Source organism: Amphritea opalescens, from assembly GCF_003957515.1.
GTDB classification, from domain to species: Bacteria; Pseudomonadota; Gammaproteobacteria; order Pseudomonadales; family Balneatricaceae; genus Amphritea; species Amphritea opalescens.
The window spans coordinates 44,947-68,153 of sequence record NZ_RQXW01000010.1 but is presented as its reverse complement, the minus strand read 5'-3'; the positions used below and the strand labels follow the sequence as shown (position 1 = coordinate 68,153).

Here is a 23,207-nt window from a genome sequence, read left to right as displayed (position 1 = left end):
CGATCAAGCTCGATTCAATGATCCTATCAAGTTTTCGATTCCACCGGGGTTTTGGGCTCAGTCAGTAAGGACTTTAAAACGCCTAACGTCATGATGATAATAATAAAGCTTAACGGTAAAGCCGCTGCTATATTCGCCGTTTGCAGGGCACTTAGCCCTCCCGCCACCAGCAAGGCAGCAGCCACAAAGCCAATCACAACACCCCAAAAAATACGGAAGGCTTTAGGTGGCTCTTCATTACCTAAAGACAGAATCGTCGTTAAGACCAAGGTACCGGAATCTGACGAGGTCACGAACCAACTCATTAACAAGAAGACCATCATCGCTGAGACAAGCCAACCGACCGTTCCATCACCGAAAATACCATCGGAGCTGGCAAATAGAGCCGCAGGCAAGTTCCACGCATTCACCAGATCAATAATACCCGCAGTACCAACACCGCTATCGGCAGCCAGTTCTTGATAGAGTGCGGTGCCACCAAAGATACCTAACCAGACAAAGATAATCACGGTCGGCACGAGCAACACACCGATCACAAACTCTCTCATGGTACGGCCACGTGAAATACGCGCAATAAACAAACCGACAAAAGGAGCCCAAGCTAGCCACCAGCCCCAATAGAAGACGGTCCAGCCATTTTGCCACTTCGCAGGGCCTTCATCTTCAGGAAACCAAAGCCCCATAGGTACAAAGTTAACTAAATAATCGCCCAATGAATCCATAAAGATGCCGACTAACCAGCTCGTTGGCCCTCCGAACAAAAAGAATGCGACCACCACAAGGGAGATAATAATGTTCCATTGGGAAATAATGCGAATGCCTTTACCCACACCGGATAAAGCGGACAAGATCGATATAATAGAAATGATAACGATTAAAACTAACTGTGTGGTCAATCCAGAATCAACGCCTATCAGTCGCTCTAATCCAACCGACATTTGACTCACGCCTAAGCCCAAAGATGTCGCGACACCAAAGACACAGCCTAAGACGCCGAATATATCCACCGCATGGCCTATGGGCCCATAGATTCGATCGCCAATAAAGGGATATAAAGAAGAACGTAATGCGAGTGGTAGTTTTTTACGATAGGCAAAGTAGGCTAATGACATTCCAACAACCACATAGACGGCCCAACCATGGAACCCCCAGTGAAAGAACGTCACTCGTAATGCGTCGACGGCACGGTCATAACCCATTGTCCCAGCACCGGCCAGATCCGCATAAGGATTATTTGGGTAACCAAAAGCACCACTGTTATCGAAGTAAAAAATAGGTTCAGCGACACCAAAAAACAAAATACCGATACCTATACCCGCTGAAAACAACATTGAAAACCAAGCAAAATTACTAAAATCTGGACGACTGTCATCGTCTCCTAAGCGAACACTACCGAAACGACTAAAAACAACAAACGCACACATGACAATTAAGAAAACGATAGTCACCATGTAATACCAACCAAAGGTCACTTCAATCCATGTTCGAATCGTGCCAAAAAGTGACCCTGCTAATTCCGTATTCGTTCCCGTAAATAGCACAAAGAGCAGGACTAACAGGGTAGACGAAATTGTCATACCTTTATGCATACCTTTAAAAAGGCCATGTTTTGCTAATGTATCCGATTTAAACATCCCAGATTCGGATGATTCAAAACCGGATTTAAGATTAGACGACATAAGCGTATTCTCCGTTTTTATAGTTAGGCTTTTTGTAATTTCTTTTTTTCTTTATAACAACGTACCTTTGTAGAGAGCATCCTTGCTTGTAAGACATCCTATAACGGAAACATCCGCTAACTTAGCGTTTAATACCTTTTTCTTCTCGGTATTCGTTGAGTGTCTGCATAATACGAATTAAGCAATCATCTCGTTCTTGAATAAGCTCATTAATCGAGGCTCCATTAGCCTGGGTTAAACAGCCTTCAACCATATCATCTTTAAGTTTTTGCGTTAATTTTGGCGCTTTCAGACGGGTCCAAGGCTCTTCTAAGGATTCTTCAAAATGATCCAACAGGTGCGCCATACCACCCTGACCACCACCAAGATGATAGGTCAGACAATGACCCATGATCGCCCAACGTAAGCCGGGCCCATAAGCGATCGCCTTATCGATGTCTTCCACAGAGCACTCGTTATTCGCCACCATGTGAAGTGCTTCTCGCCATAACGCTTCCTGGAGACGATTACCAATGAAGCCCGGTAGCTCTTTATCCATTTTAGCGACTTGTTTTTCGGTGAATTCATAAAATTCAGCCGTCCAATCCACGACATCCTGACTGGTGCGCTCGCCACCACAGACTTCACAAAAAGGCACCAGATAGGGCGGGTTAAACGGGTGTCCAACCACAAAGCGTTCCGGCTGCAACTCAAGATTAACCGCCATATCCGTCATGGCAAAACCCGAGGTGCTGGAAATAATAACCACCTCAGGGGGAGCGATACGATCAAGCTCGGCGAATAATTGACGTTTCGCATCCAGTTTTTCTGGCGTACTTTCTTGAATCACTTGGACGCTGTTAGCCAGCGCTTCGAGTGAATCAACAAAGCGTAAATTCTGTTTGCTGGCACCTTCACGAAGGCCTAATTTGGTGATGGTTGGCCAAATATGATCAACCATCGCTAATAGCTTTTCTTCAGAGTTTGGGCCTGGATCATAAGCAACCACTTCCATGCCCATACGTAAGTAATGCAGTGCCCACGCACCACCGATCACTCCCGTACCAATGACACCTACTTTTGTTACTTCGTTTGGATTAGGACGAGCCATCATTCATCTCCTACTATTTAGATATTATTGAATGCCACGTAGGCCAAGTTTTTCACGGGCTTCGGTCGGGTTAAGAATACGAGCACCCATGTTTTCAATAATATTGACGGAACGTTCTACCAACTGACCGTTGGTCGCGAGCACGCCTTTTCCTAGATACAGGTTATCTTCTAAACCAACCCGTACATGGCCACCAAGTAAGGCAGACTGTGCAACCCAAGGTAGTTGATTTCGACCTAATGCAAAGGCAGTCCAACTGGTATTCGCCGGTAGCATATCAACCATGCCTTTTAGCAAAGCAAAGTTAGGTGGTGTTCCCCAAGGAATACCTTGGCACAGCTGGAACATAGCATTGTCGTCCAATAAGCCTTCTTTCATCATTTGTAAGGCGAACCAAAGATTGCCGGTGTCGAAAATTTCTAGCTCAACGGTGACCCCTAACTCTTGAATACGGGCTGCACCAATGCGCAGCATCTCGGGCGTCGACACATAGACTAAATTGCTATCACCAAAATTTAAGGAACCACAATCTAAGGTGCAAATTTCAGGTTTCAACTGTTCGATATGTACCAAACGTTCATGAGCACCGACTAAATCGGTATCCTGAGTAAAAGCGGTCGGGTTTTCATCGGGGCCGATATATAGATCACCGCCCATGCCTGCGGTTAAGTTAATCACGATGTCGCAGCTAGAGGCTCTTAATCGCTCACAAACTTCCGCATACAGCTCAACACGCCTAGAACCTTGAGTCGTCTCAGGATCTCGTACATGGATGTGAGCAATAGCCGCTCCGGCATTCCAAGCTTCAATAGCAGAATTGGCTATTTGCTCAGGCGTAACAGGGACATGTTTATTACGTTCTGCGGTATCTGCTGCACCATTTATAGCGCATGTGATAATGACGTCTTGATTCATCATTCAAAGCTCTTTTATAAGTTCAATACATACTAGAACGACGCTACTGTGATCGCTCTAGCCATCAACAGGTATAAAAGTTACAGATTAAATGAGTTCAATTTTGTCTAAAGTCGATGACTCTTAGCTTAAAAAAACAGCATTGACCAAGTAGCACGCGAAATAGCACCTAGAAATAAAGCCCGAAGGTCTAGCCGGTGACGAAACGAATGAGCAAACCGTTAGCGTTCATCACTGGGCTTTTTACAGAAGGTCTGTTGATAGCTACGGGTAAAATGGGACAGGGAAATAAAGCCACATGCCATCGCAACCGAGGTCACACTGCTTCTGGTTTGCTGTAGCATCCAGCGGGCTTTTTCTAGCCGTAGATTGCGATAAAAAGACTTGGGTGTCTGTTGTAAATGACTTTTAAATAGACGCTCTAACTCCCGACGTGAGATGCCGAGATGATCAGCAAGCTCCGTTATCAATAGAGGCTCTTCAATGTTTTGCTCCATGAGCTGCACGGCTTCTATTAAATGAGGATTGCGAGTGTCTAACCGTAGCTGCATCGATCGACGCTGCGGCTCAGTATGGGCTCTTTCATGGGTATAGACCAACGCATCCGCGACCTGTGAGGCTAATGCTTTACCATACTGGCTCGAGATCAAATACAGCATCATATCCAATCCAGACAACGCCCCAGGGCAAGAGAAGCGTTTTCGGTCGATAACGAGTAACTCTTGAACAAAGGTTACTTTTGGAAAAGTCTGCGATGCACTTTCATGGTTTTCCCAATGGATGGTGGTTCGGTAACCATCTAATACGCCCGCAGCCGCGGCAATATAAGCCCCCGTATCCTGGCACCCAATGTCAGCACCGTAGTTATTCTGCTGTCGAATAAAGCCAAGTAAAGCCGCCGTTTTCGACAACCAAGGATCACGTCCCGAGCAAATAATCAGGGTCTCACATTTATCGACGTCCTTAATACTCACATTGGTCATAATCTCTATATTGTCACTGCTACGAATCAAACCTCCGGATTCAGACACGAGAAACCATTCATACAGATCATCATCGCTGGTGCCGTTCGCATGTCGCAAAGGGCCTAACATGGAGGTTAAGCCGAACAATGAAAAACCCGGAAGCAATAAAAAGTGAATTTTTTGTGGCCCAACCTTTATTCGATCGCCAAACACCTAGCCCCCTCGTCATTACAGACTAAGTTTAATTTCAGTCTATAAAAATCAATTAGTATGCGATTTTAGTCAATTCTCTTTAAGATTACATTTTATGATTGGCCACTGGACTCTCACTTCTTAATGTTTAGGAATCATAATGTCGCAACTGATAAATTTATTTGAAAGTGATGTACTCACCGATTGGATAGACTATAACGGTCATATGAACGATGCCTACTATGTCGTCGCTTTTAGTCAAGCTATTGACGCTTTTATGGTTCACATTGGTCTAGATGGAGCTTTTCGAGCAGAACATCAGGTGTCTATCTACACCCTACAAAGCATGGTGCAATATTTAAAGGAAGTGAGTGAAGGTGAACCTATTGTCATCAAAGGGCAGTTGCTCGAGAGTGACAACAAAAAACTGCGTCTCTATATGACCATGTTCCATGGCCAAACCCATGACGAACTGGCCACAATGGAAACCTTACTGCTTCACATGAATATGGAACTTCATCGAGCATCTCCGTTTCTACCGGTCACCCAGACTATTATCGATAACATTCAAGCTTCACATAATGAACTGGATACACCCGCCACGGCAGGTCGAGGGATTAGCTTAAAACGTAAGTGATACTCGTTATTAAAAGCGCTCGTGGCACTAGCGAGCGCTTTACTTACTACGCAGCTCATCAGTATCAACATTCGAAACCTATAAGCACTTTGCTAAAGACAGTCGAACCTCCGCTTTACCTATTCACCTCATGCAGCAGCTCACTCAGATAGCCGCCGATATCACTAGCCATCAACCCTCTATGATGGGGGAATGATCAACAGATTCCGTTGTCCATATGAATAATGGATGCTGCGGCTAATCCCGCTCACCCCATAATAGAAATAGAGTAAGATCACAAAAAAGTAACCCAAAACGTTAGCTCTCATGCCAAATAAATCGATTAAACAGGATGCTTCGCCTGTTATCTTAGAGCTTTATCGAGATGAAAGAGGCTACCCTGACCTGACATTTCGGAGTAAAGTCTTATATAGAATATTGCTAATATGAATGGCCTATTAAGCGTCATCCATTGATAGGCTAAACCACTAAGTAAGTTTAGTTAGTAAGGACTCACCATGACTTCCAGTATCTGCTGTCCCAATTGTTCGGCCACCAATAATGTACCCACCGCACGGCTCGGTGATGGCCCTAAATGCGGTAAATGTAAGCAGCCGCTGTTTAAAGGCACCACGACGGCTCTAACCGCAGCTAATTATCAAAGCATGATTAAACATAATGACATCCCTGTGTTAGTCGATTGCTGGGCGACTTGGTGTGGCCCTTGTCAGCAATTCGGGCCGATTTTTGAACAGGCCGCAGGGCAGTTTGAACCGAAAATTCGACTAGTCAAACTCGATACTGAAGCCGAACAAACCATTGCCGCACAGCTACAGATTCGTTCGATCCCAACATTGATCCTATTTAAGCAGGGAAAAGAGACCGCTAGAGTCAGTGGTGCGTTGCCATTAGGCCAACTTAAGCAGTGGCTTATTCAAAATGGGGTTGATCTTTGATCACCCCTGAATAACTTCCACTTATCCACCTCTCAATGGTCTGATATCACTGAACAACGATCAGGCCAACTTACCCACAGCCTTATCCCTCTCACACATCCCCTTAAGTTTTCCAGCCATCCCTTAACATGACCATTCATCCACAGAAAACAGAATAACTTTAAATTATCTATATATATCAGCATCTTATAAAATAACAATAATGTTTATATAAACCTTGCATAGAAAAGCATGTGGATAACTGATGTATTAAAAGTAGATAATCTGTGCAGATCCAGTGCCTATCTGATGCTTATTAAAAACCAATCATTTAGCCTCTTCTAACACAATCAACGAAACACTCTTGTCGTATTGAAGATAGTTAACACTTAACTATCTGTTATATCGAGATATTGTGCTGAACTGGCAGCCGATCAACCTCATCAACGATCCAATAAGGCATTCATCCCTCCGATTAGTTATCCTCAAGCTGCTTGCTCAAATAATTCACTATTTTGGCTAAACAAAGAGACAGAACGGAACGTCGTTTTTATCCACTAAACCCTGTGAGTAAACTGTATAACTATGTGGGAGTAACCCGTTGATGAACCTGTGCATAATATGGCCTGTGCATAAACAGCCTAGTTACGCACAGCTCTGTGACACCCTATCCATCGGTTAATCGCAGTTATACAACAGCCTTTTATTCTCTGTAACTAACTGAAAATATTGTAAATAATAGGCTTATCAACTGAGAAGGGTCTGCTTAATAGTAATCATAAAAATAAAGAACATATCTTAAGAACATATTTAATTAATATATAAAAAATCATAAAAAGAGAAGTTGATTAAAAGGTGTTCAAAGTTTAACCATTTCTATATTGACCCCTTAGGTTTATACTTAGCGCCTTTTTCTGAGCCACTGCCTATCGGCATACACATTCAGGCTCTCTTTAATTAAATGATGAGGTTAAGCAGTGGATTATCCAGACCACTTTGATGTGATTGTAATTGGTGGTGGCCATGCTGGAACGGAAGCAGCTCTGGCTGCTGCACGGACAGGTGTTAAAACACTTTTGTTAACCCATAACATCGAAACGTTGGGACAGATGTCTTGTAACCCAGCGATTGGTGGTATTGGTAAAAGTCATCTCGTTAAAGAGATCGATGCGTTAGGCGGAGCAATGGCTATCGCCACCGATAAAGGTGGTATCCAATTCAGAACACTTAACTCTCGAAAAGGGCCTGCTGTTCGAGCAACCCGTGCTCAAGCCGATCGTATTTTATATAAAGCGGCGATTCGTGAAATTTTGGAGAATCAGCCAAACCTGCAACTGTTCCAACAAGCAGCAGATGATCTGATCGTTGAAGGTGATACCGTCAAAGGCGTCATCACCCAAGCGGGTTTACGTTTCTTTGCGAATAGCATTGTGCTGACTGTCGGTACTTTTCTGGGTGGTAAAATCCATATTGGATTAGACAACTATGCGGGTGGTCGAGCTGGAGATCCGCCATCGATTGCCCTCGCTGACCGTTTACGGGAATTACCACTACGGGTTGATCGTTTAAAAACCGGTACGCCTCCACGTATCGATGCCCGCAGTGTTGATTTCAGTTTGTTACAGGAACAGCCAGGTGATACACCCACACCGGTGATGTCGTTTATGGGCTCTTTAGCGGATCACCCACGGCAGATCAGTTGTTATATTACCCATACCAATGAGCGCACCCATGATATTCTGCGCTCCGGTCTCGATCGATCACCGATGTATACCGGTGTTATCGATGGTGTTGGCCCACGCTACTGTCCTTCGGTTGAAGATAAGATTGTTCGCTTTGCGGATAAGACCAGTCATCAGGTTTTTGTTGAGCCAGAAGGCCTGACTACCCATGAGCTTTATCCGAATGGCATCTCGACCAGTTTGCCCTTTGATATTCAGTTGGCAGCAGTACGTTCCATCAAAGGCTTTGAACATGCCTTTATCACTCGGCCAGGGTATGCGATTGAATATGATTTCTTTAATCCGCAGGATCTGAAACACACCTTAGAGACCAAAGTGATCAACGGCCTCTACTTTGCCGGTCAGATCAACGGTACGACCGGTTATGAAGAAGCTGGGGCTCAGGGGTTACTCGCAGGGGTTAACGCCTCTCTGCGGTCTCAGGAGAAGGATCAGTGGTATCCACGACGTGATGAAGCCTATTTAGGTGTATTGGTCGATGACCTGATTACCATGGGCACATCAGAACCTTACCGTATGTTTACCAGTCGAGCGGAATACCGTTTGATTTTGCGGGAAGACAATGCGGATTTGCGCTTGACTGAAAAAGGCCGTGAATTGGGCTTGGTCAACGATGAGCGCTGGCAGCGTTTCTGCGATAAGCGTGAAGCCGTCGAATTGGAAAATCAGCGTCTTAAAGAAACCTGGATACAACCGGGCACACCAGAAGCCGAGGTGTTGAACGCCAAGTTACAACAACCGATCAATCGTGAATATAATCTCAAGGACTTGGTTAAGCGCCCAGAACTAAATTATGCGGCGGTTGCTGGTTTGAAAGGCACGCCGGTAACCGATCCTCAGGTGGCTGAGCAGGTTGAGATTCAGATTAAATATGCCGGTTACATCGATCGTCAAAAAGATGACATCGAAAAAGTGCGGCGTCAGGAAGATACGCTGCTGCCGCTCGACTTTGATTATGCCTCTGTCGGTGGTTTGTCCAATGAGCTGACCTCTAAGCTGGAACAGGTTAGACCTGAAAGTATTGCTCAAGCGGCACGGATTCAAGGGATGACTCCCGCCGCGATTTCGCTGTTATTGATCCACTTGAAGAAGAAACAGATGACCCAGAAAAAGGCGTTGAATTGATGCCGCAGTACCGTGATTTACTCGAACAACAGTGCCAACAGATCGATCTTCAACTCAGTGATGAGCAGTATGGGCAGTTGCTGAAATATCATGCACTGCTGGTTAAATGGAATAAAACCTTTAACCTCACGGCGGTGCGTTCGCCTGAAGAGATGATCAGCCGACATCTGATCGATAGCTTGAGTGTATTACCCTATATCGATGTAGAACGGTTGATCGATGTGGGCAGTGGTCCGGGTTTACCTGGGATACCTCTAGCGATCTGTCGGCCGGATCTACCGATTACCTTGCTGGACAGTAATATTAAAAAAAGCCGTTTTCAGTTTCAGGCAAAAGCGGAGTTAGGATTAGCGAATGTTGAAGTCATCCATGAGCGGGTTGAGAAATATACGCCCGAGGTACTCTTTGATGGCGTGATATCAAGGGCATTTGCCTCGTTACAAGATATGCTTCACTGGACCACACACCTCTGTGCGGACGAAGGTATTTTTCTTGCAATGAAAGGGATGTATCCTGTTGAAGAGATTGAGTTATTGCCCGAGTCTATTAATTTGCGCCAAAGTGTCCGTCTGAATGTGCCGGGCACCGAAGGCGAGCGGCATCTACTGATGTTAGGGAGAACTTGAACGTGACCAAAATATTAACCATCACCAACCAGAAAGGTGGCGTGGGCAAAACAACGACCTGCGTTAACCTAGCGGCGTCGCTCGCCGTCACTAAGAAACGGGTGCTGATGATTGATATGGATCCTCAGGGCAACGCGACAATGGGCAGTGGCGTCGATAAGCATCACTTGAAAAACTCAGTGTATGAGGTGCTTATCGGTGAAGCGACGATGGAGGAATCCATTATCAAGGACGCCCCTGCTGGTTATGACTTGGTTGGCGCTAATGGCGATCTGACCGCCGCGGAAGTTGAACTATTACAGATGCCACGGCGTGAATTCAGAATGAAGATGGCGCTAGAGAAGGTTAAAGATAATTACGATTTTATTCTGATTGATAATCCGCCTTCGCTTAATCTACTCACGGTGAATGCCTTGGCGGCCTCTAGCGGGGTGATTATTCCGATGCAGTGTGAATACTATGCATTGGAGGGGATCAGCTCACTGGTTGGCACCATTAATAAAATTAATAAACGTTTGAATCCCTCATTAAAAATTGAAGGAATTCTTCGCACCATGTTCGACCCGCGGATGAGCCTGACCAAAGATGTGTCAGATCACTTGGTCGAATATTTTGGTGATCAAGTCTACCGTACGGTTATTCCGCGTAATGTTCGCTTGGCGGAAGCGCCTAGCCATGGATTACCGGCGTTGATGTATGATAAAAACTCGCGGGGCTCGGTGGCCTACCTAGCACTAGCGGGAGAGTTGATTCGTAAATCGAAGCAACATGATCAAAAACAGGCAGATAAACAGGAACAGGAAGACTGATTGATGGCGGCTAAAAAGCGTGGTTTAGGACGGGGACTGGATGCACTGTTATCAACCAGTACTAAATATGCAGAGGAAGCTGTAACAGAGGCTCAACAGAGCGGTACCGATGGTTACTGCCTGATGTCGGTCGATCAGATTCAGCGAGGCAAGTATCAGCCGCGTCGCGATCTTGAACCGCAAGCGCTTGAGGAGTTAGCTAACTCCATCAGAGCCCAAGGTGTGATGCAGCCCATCGTCGTAAGGCCTATTGCTGATAACCTATATGAAATTATCGCCGGTGAGCGTCGTTGGCGCGCCAGTCAGATGGCCGGTCTTGAAACGATACCAACGGTTATTCGTGATGTGCCCGATGAAGCCGCGATCGCGATGGCGTTGATTGAAAATATTCAACGTGAAAATCTTAATCCCATGGAAGAAGCCATCGCCCTAGATCGGCTAAAAATGGAATTTGATCTCACCCAGCAAGAAGTCGCTGATGCGGTTGGTAAATCCCGTTCATCGGTTACCAATCTGTTGCGCTTGATTCATCTCACCGATGAAGTCAAAAAAATGCTTGAGTATGGTGATTTAGAGATGGGTCATGCTCGGGCTTTGCTGGGGATGGATGGTGAAGATCAGATTGCGGCGGCCAAAGAGGTTGTTGGCAAAAACATGTCGGTTAGACAAACGGAAGATTTGGTACGCAAGTTACACCAGAAAAAAACCGAACCTGCACAGACGCCTAAAAAACCAGACCCTCTGCTGAAAGATCTGTCAGATTCTCTTTCGAGCCGACTGAATAGCAAAGTGTCCATCAGTGAAAACGCGGCAGGCAAAGGTAAAATTACTATCGCCTATGAAAACCGTGAAAAATTTGAAGCCATTTTGAAAGCCCTTAATTAATTAAGGCTTTATTTGGGGCTTTGACACTCTATCTACCGATATTAGGGTATTTACGTAGAAAATCCTTTCTGTTGGACTAATACAAAAGTGCAAATTGGACTGAATCGTGTTGAAGCAGAGGCGTTAAGCCCCTATAATGCGCTGGCTACTGAGGGTATAAGCAAAGCCCTGAGCAGCAGATGACGGAAACTGAGGCTGTAATGAAATGAGAAAAGGGCACCGGAAACCTGGCGTTCATGCTCGTATCGCCTTACAGCAGTTTAAAAAAGTCTTCTTGATTCAAGTAGTTAGTATGATAGTGATTGCTGGAGTATCACTATCATATAGCGTGAGTGCAGCGTACTCATCCTTTTGTGGAGGTATGATTTTTTTACTGCCTAGTTATGTGTTCGCTTGGCGGGCACTGATTGCAAAACAAGCAAAAAATACTCCTGGCGCTGTTATAGCACAGCTATATACGAGTGAAATATGGAAAATGGGCTTATCCATCGCACTCTTCTCTGCGGTGTTTATCCTGATTCAACCTCTGAATCCATTTTCCTTATTTAGCACTTATATATGGCTTCAGTTGGTCGGTTTTGTCGCCCAGTTGAAGTTAAATAACAGATTCTTAAAACTTTGAATGAGAGAGATAGTAATGGCTAGTGAAATGACTTCCTCAGCCTATATTTCCCACCACCTGACGAACTGGACGTTTGGTGTGCATCCTGAAGGCGGTTTGGGCTTTGCTCATACTGCTCAGGAAGCAGCAGAAATGGGATTTTGGGCAATTCACGTAGATACAATGCTGTGGTCTGTAGGCTTGGGTCTGTTTTTTATCTGGATGTTCCGCAAAGTTGCTAAAAAAGTAACCTCCGGTGTTCCAGGCAGCACTCAGAACTTCGTTGAAGTGATCATCGAGTTCGTTGAAGACAATGTCAGCAGTATTTTCCACTACAAAAATGCGTTAATTGCCCCATTGGCACTGACTATTTTTGTTTGGGTCTTCCTGATGAATACCATGGATTTGATCCCAGTTGACTGGATTCCTTTCCTGGCTCAGAAGATCGGTGAAGCGTTTGGCGCGGACCCACATCACGTCTATATGAAGGTCGTACCGACTACGGACATTAACGCTACACTAGGTATGGCGATTGCAGTGTTCGGTTTGATTCTGTACTACAGTATCAAAATGAAGGGTTTAGGTGGTTTCCTTGGCGAACTGGCTTTCCAGCCGCTAGGTAAGTGGATGCTACCTTTCAACTTGTTCCTGGAGATCGTAGGCCTGTTGGCTAAGCCAGTATCACTGGCGCTGCGACTGTTCGGTAACATGTATGCAGGTGAGATGATCTTTATCTTGATCGCTCTGCTGCCGTTCTGGGCGCAATGGCTGTTGTCTGTGCCATGGGCGATCTTCCACATTCTGGTAATTACGCTGCAGGCGTTCATCTTCATGGTTCTGACGATTGTCTATCTAGCCATGGCGCATGAAGACCACTAAGTAGTTGTAATAACTGAATAATTAAACGATTTCTTTTTAAATATTAACTTAAACTTTAGCAATTAAAAATCGGAGAAAACTGATGGAAATGGCATTGCTGTACATCGCTGGTGCACTGATGATGGGTCTGGGGGCTGTAGGCGCCGCTGTAGGTATCGGCATCTTAGGTGGTAAGTTCCTTGAAGGTGCTGCTCGCCAGCCTGAACTGATCCCACTGTTACGTACTCAATTCTTCATCGTAATGGGTCTGGTTGATGCCGTACCTATGATCGGTGTTGGTCTGGGTCTGTACGTACTGTTCGCTGTTGCATAAGTAGAGCTACATACGTCCCTTTATGGGTAACTACTTTTTAAGACAACCGCGAGAGGTAATGGCGTGAATATTAATCTAACCATCTTTGGTCAGATCATTGCATTTGCCTTCTTCGTTGTATTTTGTATGAAATACATTTGGCCACCAATTACTGGTGCGCTGGTAGAACGTAAGAAGAAAATTGCAGAAGGTCTGGACGCTGCTGACCGTGCTCAACGTGACTTAGAGCTGGCTCAAGAAAAAGCCATCGCTGATATGCACAAGGGCAAGGAAGAAGCAGCCGCCATCATTGAACAGGCTAATAAGCGAGCTAACCAGATTGTTGATGAAGCTAAAGAGAAAGCACGTGAAGAGGCAGCTCGCCTTGTCACAGCTGCTCAAGCTGAAATCGATCAGGAAGCAAATCGTGCCAAAGAAGTTCTACGTGCTGAGGTTGCTGCTCTTGTAGTAGCCGGTGCTGAGAAAATTCTTGAAGCGTCTGTTGACGCTAATGCGCACGCACAGCTTGTTGAAAAACTAGCTGCTGAGCTTTAAGCGAGGTTTACGATGGCTGAACTCAATACAGTCGCTCGGCCTTATACCAAAGCCGCTTTCGAGTACGCAGTGGATAAGGGAAATCTTGACCAGTGGTCTAACATGCTGATAACTGCTGCGGCAGTTTCTCAACATGAGACGATGAAACTGGTATTGGGTAACCCTGGTCTTACTAGCGAACAGAAAGCTGAAGCAATGAACTCTGTCTGCGAAGAGCAGATGGATCAGTCAACGAAGAATTTTATCTCTTTGTTGGCTGAAAATCAGCGCTTGGCTTTGTTACCAAAGATCTCTGCGCAGTTTGAACAGTTGAAAGCTAATCAACAGCATTCTGTTGAGGTAAGCGTGATAACTGCCTTTGATCTGGGCGAGCAGCAGCAACAAAAATTAACTCAGGCACTGAGCTCCAAGCTGGGCCGCGAAGTGAGTCTGACCTCCGAAGTGGACAAGTCCATTATTGGTGGTGTGATCGTTCGAACCGATGATATGGTTATCGACGGCTCTATTCGTGCTCGACTGGCTAAGCTAGCCGAAGCAATGAACTCCTGAGTGTGAGGATTAAACATGCAGCAACTGAATCCATCTGAGATCAGCGAGATTCTTAAGAGCCGCATCGAGAAACTTGATGTCTCTTCTGAAGCACGTAATGAAGGTACTATTGTCAGCGTTTCTGACGGTATTATCTTGATTCACGGTCTGGCTGACGTAATGTACGGGGAAATGATTGAATTCCCTGGCGGTATCTACGGTATGGCGCTCAACCTTGAGCGTGACTCTGTAGGTGCTGTAGTACTGGGTGACTATCAGGGTCTGGTAGAAGGTATGACCGCGCGTTGTACTGGCCGTATCCTGGAAGTACCTGTTGGTCCGGAATTGCAGGGTCGTGTAGTAGACGCCCTGGGTAACCCGATCGACGGTAAAGGCCCAATTGAAACTAAACTGACTGAGCCTGTAGAAAAGGTTGCACCAGGTGTAATCGAGCGTCAATCAGTTGATCAGCCTGTACAAACAGGTCTGAAATCTATTGATGCGATGGTGCCAATCGGCCGTGGTCAGCGTGAGCTGATCATCGGTGACCGTCAGATTGGTAAATCTGCGATTGCGATTGACGCTATCATCAACCAGAAAGGCACTGGCGTTAAATGTGTCTACGTAGCAATTGGACAGAAACAGTCCACTATTGCCAACGTAGTACGTAAGCTGGAAGAGCACGGCGCAATGGAACATACCATTGTTGTTGCTGCTGGTGCATCTGATCCTGCAGCGATGCAGTTTCTGGCGCCTTATGCTGGTTGTTCTATGGGTGAATATTACCGTGACCGCGGTGAAGATGCTCTGATCGTATACGATGATTTGACTAAACAAGCTTGGGCTTACCGTCAGATCTCCCTGTTGCTACGCCGTCCACCGGGCCGTGAAGCATATCCAGGTGACGTATTCTATCTTCACTCCCGTCTGCTGGAACGTGCTGCACGTGTTAACCCAACCTACGTTGAGAAATTTACTAACGGTGAAGTTAAGGGCAAAACTGGCTCTTTGACTGCATTGCCAGTAATCGAAACACAGGGTGGTGACGTATCTGCATTCGTACCAACTAACGTTATCTCCATCACCGATGGTCAGATCTTCCTGGAAGCGGACCTGTTTAACTCAGGTATTCGTCCGGCGATCAATGCTGGTTTGTCTGTATCCCGTGTAGGTGGTGCAGCTCAGACTAAGATCATCAAGAAGCTGGGTGGTGGTGTTCGTCTGGCTCTGGCTCAGTATCGTGAATTGGCGGCATTCGCCCAGTTTGCATCTGATCTGGATGATGCGACTCGTGCTCAACTTGAGCATGGTCAGCGCGTCACCGAGCTGATGAAGCAGAAACAGTACTCCCCAATGTCAGTTGCTGACATGGGTCTGAGTCTGTTCGCTGCGAACGAAGGCTTCCTGAACGATATCGACCTGAACAAGATCCTTGATTTTGAAGCGTCCCTGATCGCTTACTTCAACAGCGAATATGCTGATGTAATGGGTAAGATCAACGATGGTGGCGATTACAATGACGAGATCGCGTCTCAGTTCAAGGCTGGTATCGAAAAGTTCAAATCTACCCAAGCTTGGTAATAGCTCATTAGAGTGGGGGTCTGTATGAACGATTATGCAGACCTGAACTAAGTAAAGGTTTAATAGGTGGAACTATGGCAGCCGGAAAAGAGATAAAGACGCAGATAAGCAGTATTCAGGGCACACGTAAGATTACCAGCGCTATGGAAATGGTGGCTGCATCTAAAATGCGTAAAGCTCAGGATCGCATGCAGGAAAGCCGTCCTTACGCCCGGAATATCCGCAGCGTAATTCAGCACCTAGCGAAATCCAATCCTGAATATAAGCATCTGTATCTGCAACAGCGCGAAGTAAAGCGTGTCGGTTTCATTGTTGTAGCAACCGACCGTGGTCTCTGCGGTGGCTTGAACATTAATGCGTTCAAGGCAGCGATTGCCAAGATGCAAGAGTTCAAAAATCAGAATGTCGAAATGGACATCTGTGCAATGGGCTCTAAGTCAGTAAGCTTCTTCAAAACTTATGGCGGTAATGTAACCGCAGCGAAATCTGGATTGGGCGATAAGCCTGAAATAGCCGAGCTGATTGGTACCGTCAAAGTAATGCTGGATGCTTACGACGAAGGCAAGCTGGATATGTTGTTTGTTGTATCTAACGAATTCGTTAATACGATGACACAGCAGCCACAAGTAGAGCAGATTCTTCCGCTGAAAGCAGAAGACGATGATGACCGTCTTAACCATCACTGGGATTACATCTACGAACCTGATGCAAGAGAGCTGTTGAACGGCTTACTGGTTCGTTATATTGAGTCCCTGGTCTATCAGGCGGTGGTTGAGAACAATGCCTGTGAACAGGCAGCACGAATGCTGGCGATGAAGAATGCAACCGACAACGCCGGTGACCTAATCGATGAGCTTCAAATGGTTTATAACAAGGCTCGTCAAGCTGCGATTACTCAGGAAATATCTGAAATCGTAAGTGGTGCTGCTGCTGTATAAGGCAGTTAACAGGTTTAAATGTTAAGAGGATCCGAACATGAGTAGCGGACGTATTGTTCAGATTATCGGCGCTGTTGTCGACGTGGAATTCCCACGCGATAGCGTACCGAAAATCTATGATGCACTGGTCGTTGAGTCTAAAGGACTCACACTTGAAGTTCAGCAGCAGCTGGGTGATGGTGTTGTACGTGCAATCGCTATGGGTCAGACGGAAGGCGTTAGCCGTGGTCTGGACGTAGTTAATACTGGTGCGCCAGTTTCTGTACCTGTCGGTACAGCAACACTGGGTCGTATCATGGATGTATTGGGTAACCCAATCGATGAGTGTGGACCTATTGGTGAAGAAGAGCGTATGCCTATTCACCGTAAGGCGCCTTCTTATGCTGACCAAGCAGCTTCTAACGAGCTGTTGGAAACCGGCATCAAGGTAATCGATTTGGTATGCCCATTCGCGAAGGGTGGTAAAGTTGGTCTGTTCGGTGGTGCCGGTGTAGGTAAAACCGTTAACATGATGGAACTGATCCGTAACATCGCGATCGAGCACTCTGGCTTCTCCGTATTTGCGGGTGTAGGTGAGCGTACTCGTGAAGGTAACGATTTCTACTATGAGATGAAAGAATCCAACGTATTGGATAAAGTATCTCTGGTATACGGTCAGATGAATGAGCCTCCAGGTAACCGTCTGCGTGTAGCGCTGACAGGCCTGACCATGGCTGAGAAATTCCGTGACGAAGGTCGTGACGTACTGTTGTTTGTTGACAACATCTACCGTTACACACTGGCAGGGACAGAAGTATCTGCACTGCTAGGACGTATGCCTTCTGCGGTAGGTTATCAGCCAACACTGGCGGAAGAGATGGGTGTTCTTCAAGAACGTATCACCTCTACCAAGTCTGGTTCTATCACGTCTATTCAAGCGGTATACGTACCAGCGGATGACTTGACCGATCCATCTCCAGCAACCACGTTCTCGCACCTTGACGCAACAGTTGTACTGTCTCGTCAAATTGCCGAGTTAGGTATCTATCCAGCGGTTGATCCACTGGATTCTACTTCACGTCAGTTGGATCCATTGGTTATCGGCCAAGAGCATTATGATACTGCTCGTCAGGTGCAGGGTGTATTGCAGCGTTATAAAGAGCTGAAAGACATCATTGCTATCTTGGGTATGGATGAGCTGTCTGAAGAAGACAAACAGGTTGTAACACGCGCACGTAAGATTCAGCGCTTCCTGTCTCAGCCATTCTTCGTAGCTGAAGTATTTACTGGTTCTCCAGGTAAGTACGTTTCTCTGAAAGACACTATCAGCGCATTCAAGGGTATCCTTGCAGGCGATTATGATAGCCTCCCAGAGCAAGCGTTCTACATGGTTGGCGGTATCGACGAAGTGGTTGAAAAAGCTAAGAGCATGTAAATGCGCTTAGTTAACCTTTTAAAAGGATAACAACATGGCTATGACTGTTCATTGTGACATCGTAAGTGCTGAAGAAGAGATCTTCTCTGGTCTTATCGAGTTCGTTTCAGTGACAGGTAGCCTGGGTGATCTGGGTGTATACCCAGGTCACGCTCCGCTTCTGTCGGAACTGAAACCAGGTCCTGTAGAGCTAAGGAAACAGGGTGGTGAGCAGGAGATTTTCTACGTTTCTGGTGGATTCATCGAAGTTCAGCCACACAAAGTCTCTGTCCTAGCGGACGTTGCACTGCGTGCGGGTGACATCAATGAAGCTGCTGCAGAAGAAGCGAAGAAACATGCTGAACATGTGATGGCTGACAAGAGTACCGAACTGGATTATTCCCGTGCGACTGCTCAATTGGCCGAAGCTGCAGCTCAACTGCGTACTATTCAGCAGATTCGTAAGAAGATGGGTAAATAACCCTCTCTTACTTAACTGCTACTCGAATAAAAAAGCGGCCTTAGGGTCGCTTTTTTTTTTTGCTTAAAATATGAGCCGCCATTAACCACTGGGGCGAATTATTCAACTTTAAGAAAGCACGAACCTTGGTTGCTTAAAGAACCCGTTACGATGCTTTGAGCGCGTACAAATTAAAAAACCAAGTGCTGCTTAAAGCAGTCCCCATAAAGTTTCGAAAATAATACTCTGTGCAGCAGCCACTTCTTTAGACTCAATCACCACGGCAGTAGGGTAGTTTGCAGAGGCTAATGAGATGATGGCGCACTTAGGCGGATAAACGGCGATATAGGCGGCGTCAACCTTACCTTCGGTCTTGATCCACTTTCGCTCACTTAATTCAGCATCTTCACCGCCTTCGCCAATCGCGATCACTTTAACTTCTATCCCTTTTTGAATCCGCTGGGCGGTAAAGTTTGGGAAAGGTCGATAAAGATGGTTTCGAATCGGTTTAGAGGAGAAAACTGAATAGCATTTAGATTGTTGCTTTTCGACGGTATTGAGAATATCCCGCAGAACCTGTTCGATGCCGCTGTCGCCTTCATAATAACTAACATTAGCGGTATTAAAGTCCGGCATCAGGTGATGCAGTTCGGGCACCACTTTAGTTTTTAACTGATCGATGGCCGTATCCAGTGAGTGACGGCGCTCTTCGGCCAGTTGTAATAGCACTTCAGGCTCTCTAGCACTAAACAGACGGCGTTTTCCTTTAGGCAGATAGGTAACAATACCTTTTTGCTGCATCTCTTTTAAACAGTCGTAGGTGGTGCCGCGATTGATCTCGGCTTTTTCGGCAATAGTGCGAATAGCACTGGGGCCGAGGGAGAGTAAAGCACGATAGAGAATGATCTCACGTTGAGTCAGCCCTAACAGTTGATACAGTTCGTTATCCATAGTTTGTCAATTTTTTCCTGACATTTTATATTGCATCTAAGGCCAATTAGATTAAAGTTCGTTGACATAATCGTTTCTATTCGCAGGCATCGTCGCTCGATCGCACTGCCATCAACCAGGGAAGACTCTGCTTTGAATACCCTTGATATCGTTATTTTGGCAGCAGGCCAAGGTAGCCGGATGAAATCATCTCTACCCAAGGTGCTGCATACCATTGGCGGTAAGCCAATGTTACAACATGTCATCGATAATGCCTCGTTACTTTCAGATGCCCAAGTACATATCGTGATCGGCCATGGGGCTGATCATGTTAAAAGCGCCTTGTCAGGACAGTCTGTTCAGTTTGCCGTACAGGCTGAGCAACGGGGTACCGGACATGCGGTAGCACAGGCATTGCCAAATATTGCTGACAACGGGGTGGTATTGGTGCTCTATGGTGATGTGCCGTTAACGCGGTCTGAAACGATGGCAGAATTAGTGGCGATTGCTGAGCGGGGTCAATTTGGCTTATTGACGGTTAAACTGGATGATCCGACCGGCTATGGGCGCATTGTGCGTAGTGATGCGGGCGACGTAGTGGCCATTGTTGAGCATAAGGATGCCAGTGAAGCGCAACGGGGGATCAGCGAAGTGAATACTGGGATTTTAGCGCTGCCTGCTGCCTTGCTACATGAATGGATCCCGCAGTTATCGGCCAATAATGCGCAAGGTGAGTATTACCTCACCGATATTATTGCGATGGCGGCCGAGCAGGGGGTGCGTATTCAGGCGATTCAACCGGCCAGTGAGGAAGAGGTGCAAGGGGTGAATAACCGACTACAGCAGGCTGCTCTTGAACGCTGGTATCAGCAAGGTCAGGCAGAAGCGTTGATGTTAGAAGGTGTATCCTTGGCTGATCCGGCACGGCTTGATGTCCGCGGTGAAGTGAGTGTGGGTCACGACGTGGCTATTGATATCAATGTGATCTTCGAAGGGAAGGTGGTGATTGGCGATAACGTCACCATTGATGCCAACTGTATTATTAAAGATTCGGTGATTGGTTCGGGCTGTCATATCAAGGCTAATTCTATACTGGAAGAGGCCGTGGTCGCCGATGCCTGCGATATTGGTCCTTTTGCCCGCTTACGTCCCGGTACGCAGTTGGGCAGTCAGGCTAAAATCGGTAATTTTGTTGAAACTAAGAAGGCTGCGATTGGCGCCGGTAGTAAAGTGAGTCATCTAAGCTATATTGGCGATGCACAGGTGGGCGACGGAGTGAATGTAGGCGCGGGCACCATTACTTGCAACTACGATGGGGTAAACAAATTTATCACAGAGATTGGTGATGATGCCTTTATCGGCTCAAATACCGCTTTGGTCGCGCCGGTTAAGATCGGCGCCGGAGCGACGATCGGTGCTGGTTCAACTATCACGAAAACCGTTGAGGCTGAACAGTTGGCGATAACCCGAGCAAAACAGACTAATCTGAATAACTGGCAGCGTCCCGTTAAAAAATCATAAAGGAGCAGGATCATGTGTGGAATAGTAGGCGCTATCGCCGGCCGTAATATTTCAGCAATTCTGCTGGAAGGCCTCAAACGACTTGAATATCGGGGTTATGACTCCGCAGGTATGGCGGTTTTAAACGGTGAAACTGGTCAGCTAGATTGTCTTAAACGGGTGGGCAAGGTGGCTCAGTTAGAGGCTGCATTAGCGGGCTCTCCATTACCAGGTCATCTAGGCATTGCGCATACCCGTTGGGCGACCCACGGTAAAGCGGAACAGCGCAATGCTCACCCACATCTATCGGCAGAACGTATTGCGGTGGTGCATAACGGCATTATTGAAAACTACACAGCGCTGAAAGAGGAGCTGAGTGCCGATGGTTATGAGTTTCTGTCGGATACCGATACTGAGGTGGTCACCCATCTGATTCATCGGGAAGTGATGGCCGGTAAAGGGCTAAAAGAAGCATTACAGATAAGCTTAACCCGCTTGGATGGTGCTTATGCATTGGCGGTGATTGATCAGCAGCAGCCGGATCTATTACTGGCAACCCGTATGGGTAGCCCACTGGTGATTGGCGTGGGTGTTGAAGAAAACTTTATTGCCTCTGATCCACTGGCGTTGCTACAGGTAACCGATCGTTTTATCTATCTGGAAGAGGGTGATCTTGCGGTTATTAGCTGTACTGAGGTTAATATTGAAAATGCCGCTGGAGATATCGTTCAACGGGAGGCTCAGCGGTTCGAACATGGCCACGATGCCGCCGATAAAGGTGAATACCGTCACTATATGCTCAAAGAGATCTATGAGCAGCCGCAGGTGATTCGTAATGTCCTAGAAGGTCGAATTCATCATGGTCATGTGTTGGAACAGGTCTTTGGCAGCGATGCTTCCGCAGTATTTGATCAGGTAAAAGCAGTGCAGATCGTTGCCTGTGGTACTAGCTACAATGCCGGTGTAGTAGCGCGTTATTGGATCGAAAAACTGGTGGGTATTCCCTGTATGGTTGAGGTTGCCAGTGAGTTTCGTTATCGCAAAACCGTCTGTATGCCAGGAACACTCTTCATTACCCTGTCCCAGTCCGGTGAAACAGCGGATACATTGTCAGCCTTGCGAGAAGCCAAGGAACAAGATTATGTTGCTTTTCTGTCGATCTGTAACGTTGCCGGTAGCTCACTGGTGCGGGAATCCGATCTAGCGATCATGACCAATGCGGGTCCTGAGATCGGCGTGGCTTCAACCAAAGCCTTTACCAGTCAGTTAGTCGTGTTGATGTTAACCACGCTGGTATTGGGGCGTCGCTATGGTTTGGAAGGTGAAGCAGACTTCGTGGCCCAATTGGAGCAACTTGCGGGGTTAACGGAGCAGGTGTTAACACTGGATTCACAGATTCAGAAAATGGCCGAACACTTTGTCGATAAGCATCATGCACTGTTTTTAGGGCGCGGCACCATCTACCCTGTGGCGGTTGAAGGCGCTCTCAAGCTTAAAGAGATCTCTTATATCCATGCTGAAGCCTATCCTGCCGGTGAGCTGAAACACGGCCCTCTGGCGCTGGTAGACGAAGATATGCCGGTGGTCGCGGTGGCACCGAATAACTCGTTGCTAGAAAAGCTTCAGGCAAACCTAGAAGAGGTACGCGCCCGCGGAGGTAAGTTATTCCTGTTTGCGGATTCGAAAGCCCAAGTAAAACCGGGCGATGATCTTGAATTAATTACCCTGCCGGATGTACCCACCGTCATGGCGCCGATCATCTATTCGATACCGTTACAGTTGTTGGCTTACTATGTTGCGGTACTCAAAGGTACCGATGTCGATCAGCCACGTAATCTAGCAAAATCGGTAACGGTGGAATAACACCCGCAACAGGATAAGTGTGCGTGTGGGATGACAATAAAGTTTGATAAATGACAATAGAGTTTGATCATTTTCAGATGGAATGTTCATCACACTAAGCGGCAGCCC

22 protein-coding genes are annotated in these 23,207 nt (G+C 46.5%); 17 read left to right on the top strand and 5 right to left on the bottom strand.

All coding sequences use genetic code 11. The annotated features are described in order from the left end of the window. Positions 1–26 precede the first annotated feature (26 nt). The 4 genes from EH243_RS12195 to EH243_RS12180 form a co-directional block, all read right to left on the bottom strand. Complete coding sequence (locus tag EH243_RS12195) at positions 27–1,577, bottom strand: BCCT family transporter (RefSeq protein WP_241235071.1); 1,551 nt, start codon at positions 1,575–1,577, stop codon at positions 27–29. 223 nt (positions 1,578–1,800) lie between these two features. Beyond that, entirely contained in the window at positions 1,801–2,769 is a 969-nt protein-coding gene (locus tag EH243_RS12190) for a 3-hydroxyacyl-CoA dehydrogenase NAD-binding domain-containing protein (protein WP_241235070.1), read from the bottom strand. 24 nt (positions 2,770–2,793) lie between these two features. Beyond that, positions 2,794–3,684, bottom strand: a complete 891-nt coding sequence (locus tag EH243_RS12185) for a beta-keto acid cleavage family enzyme (protein WP_126159017.1) — start codon at positions 3,682–3,684, stop codon at positions 2,794–2,796. Between the two features lie 221 nt (positions 3,685–3,905). Continuing rightward, entirely contained in the window at positions 3,906–4,862 is a 957-nt protein-coding gene (locus tag EH243_RS12180; protein ID WP_241235069.1) for a GlxA family transcriptional regulator, read from the bottom strand. 139 nt (positions 4,863–5,001) lie between these two features. Here EH243_RS12180 and EH243_RS12175 point away from each other — a divergent pair, with 139 nt between their 5' ends. The 15 genes from EH243_RS12175 (at position 5,002) to EH243_RS12105 (ending at position 18,827) form a co-directional block, all read left to right on the top strand. Next, a complete protein-coding gene (locus EH243_RS12175; protein WP_126158946.1) occupies positions 5,002–5,478 on the top strand; it encodes a thioesterase family protein in 477 nt (158 codons plus the stop codon). Between the two features lie 497 nt (positions 5,479–5,975). After that, the gene (gene trxC, locus EH243_RS12170; protein ID WP_126158945.1) at positions 5,976–6,413 is read left to right on the top strand and encodes a thioredoxin TrxC; all 438 of its coding nucleotides are present in this window, start codon (positions 5,976–5,978) and stop codon (positions 6,411–6,413) included. A gap of 956 nt (positions 6,414–7,369) precedes the next feature. Further along, positions 7,370–9,259 carry a tRNA uridine-5-carboxymethylaminomethyl(34) synthesis enzyme MnmG gene (gene mnmG, locus EH243_RS12165; RefSeq protein ID WP_126158944.1) on the top strand — a complete coding sequence of 630 codons (1,890 nt, stop codon included), beginning with the start codon at positions 7,370–7,372 and terminating at the stop codon, positions 9,257–9,259. Continuing rightward, the gene (gene rsmG, locus EH243_RS12160) at positions 9,259–9,885 is read left to right on the top strand and encodes a 16S rRNA (guanine(527)-N(7))-methyltransferase RsmG (protein ID WP_164549114.1); all 627 of its coding nucleotides are present in this window, start codon (positions 9,259–9,261) and stop codon (positions 9,883–9,885) included. Before mnmG ends, rsmG begins: the two co-directional genes overlap by 1 nt. A gap of 2 nt (positions 9,886–9,887) precedes the next feature. Further along, a complete protein-coding gene (locus tag EH243_RS12155) occupies positions 9,888–10,694 on the top strand; it encodes a ParA family protein (protein WP_126158942.1) in 807 nt (268 codons plus the stop codon). 3 nt (positions 10,695–10,697) lie between these two features. After that, complete coding sequence (locus tag EH243_RS12150; protein ID WP_126158941.1) at positions 10,698–11,579, top strand: ParB/RepB/Spo0J family partition protein; 882 nt, start codon at positions 10,698–10,700, stop codon at positions 11,577–11,579. A gap of 205 nt (positions 11,580–11,784) precedes the next feature. Next, entirely contained in the window at positions 11,785–12,201 is a 417-nt protein-coding gene (locus tag EH243_RS12145) for an ATP synthase subunit I (RefSeq protein ID WP_126158940.1), read from the top strand. A gap of 15 nt (positions 12,202–12,216) precedes the next feature. Continuing rightward, on the top strand, positions 12,217–13,059 hold the full coding sequence (gene atpB / locus EH243_RS12140; RefSeq protein ID WP_126158939.1) for a F0F1 ATP synthase subunit A: 843 nt from the start codon (positions 12,217–12,219) through the stop codon (positions 13,057–13,059). A gap of 88 nt (positions 13,060–13,147) precedes the next feature. Beyond that, complete coding sequence (atpE, locus tag EH243_RS12135; protein ID WP_425424959.1) at positions 13,148–13,372, top strand: F0F1 ATP synthase subunit C; 225 nt, start codon at positions 13,148–13,150, stop codon at positions 13,370–13,372. 63 nt (positions 13,373–13,435) lie between these two features. Next, the gene (locus EH243_RS12130; RefSeq protein WP_126158938.1) at positions 13,436–13,906 is read left to right on the top strand and encodes a F0F1 ATP synthase subunit B; all 471 of its coding nucleotides are present in this window, start codon (positions 13,436–13,438) and stop codon (positions 13,904–13,906) included. 12 nt (positions 13,907–13,918) lie between these two features. Further along, entirely contained in the window at positions 13,919–14,455 is a 537-nt protein-coding gene (locus EH243_RS12125; RefSeq protein ID WP_126158937.1) for a F0F1 ATP synthase subunit delta, read from the top strand. A gap of 15 nt (positions 14,456–14,470) precedes the next feature. Further along, positions 14,471–16,015 (top strand): F0F1 ATP synthase subunit alpha, encoded by a 1,545-nt coding sequence (gene atpA, locus EH243_RS12120; RefSeq protein ID WP_126158936.1) that lies wholly within the window; start codon positions 14,471–14,473, stop codon positions 16,013–16,015. A gap of 74 nt (positions 16,016–16,089) precedes the next feature. Next, on the top strand, positions 16,090–16,953 hold the full coding sequence (atpG, locus tag EH243_RS12115) for a F0F1 ATP synthase subunit gamma (protein WP_126158935.1): 864 nt from the start codon (positions 16,090–16,092) through the stop codon (positions 16,951–16,953). A 37-nt stretch (positions 16,954–16,990) separates the two neighbouring features. Next, positions 16,991–18,367: a F0F1 ATP synthase subunit beta gene (atpD, locus tag EH243_RS12110; protein ID WP_126158934.1), complete on the top strand. Its 1,377-nt coding sequence runs from the start codon at positions 16,991–16,993 to the stop codon at positions 18,365–18,367. Positions 18,368–18,401: 34 nt separating this feature from the next. Beyond that, positions 18,402–18,827, top strand: coding sequence for a F0F1 ATP synthase subunit epsilon (locus tag EH243_RS12105; protein ID WP_126158933.1), 426 nt, complete (start codon positions 18,402–18,404; stop codon positions 18,825–18,827). Positions 18,828–19,016: 189 nt separating this feature from the next. Here EH243_RS12105 and EH243_RS12100 read toward each other — a convergent pair whose 3' ends face one another. Beyond that, positions 19,017–19,757 (bottom strand): TrmB family transcriptional regulator, encoded by a 741-nt coding sequence (locus EH243_RS12100; RefSeq protein ID WP_126158932.1) that lies wholly within the window; start codon positions 19,755–19,757, stop codon positions 19,017–19,019. A gap of 132 nt (positions 19,758–19,889) precedes the next feature. Between EH243_RS12100 and glmU the strand changes: the two genes are divergently transcribed. After that, positions 19,890–21,257, top strand: coding sequence for a bifunctional UDP-N-acetylglucosamine diphosphorylase/glucosamine-1-phosphate N-acetyltransferase GlmU (gene glmU / locus EH243_RS12095; RefSeq protein WP_126158931.1), 1,368 nt, complete (start codon positions 19,890–19,892; stop codon positions 21,255–21,257). Between the two features lie 12 nt (positions 21,258–21,269). Further along, positions 21,270–23,099, top strand: coding sequence for a glutamine--fructose-6-phosphate transaminase (isomerizing) (glmS, locus tag EH243_RS12090; protein WP_126158930.1), 1,830 nt, complete (start codon positions 21,270–21,272; stop codon positions 23,097–23,099). The last annotated feature ends 108 nt before the right edge of the window (positions 23,100–23,207 follow it).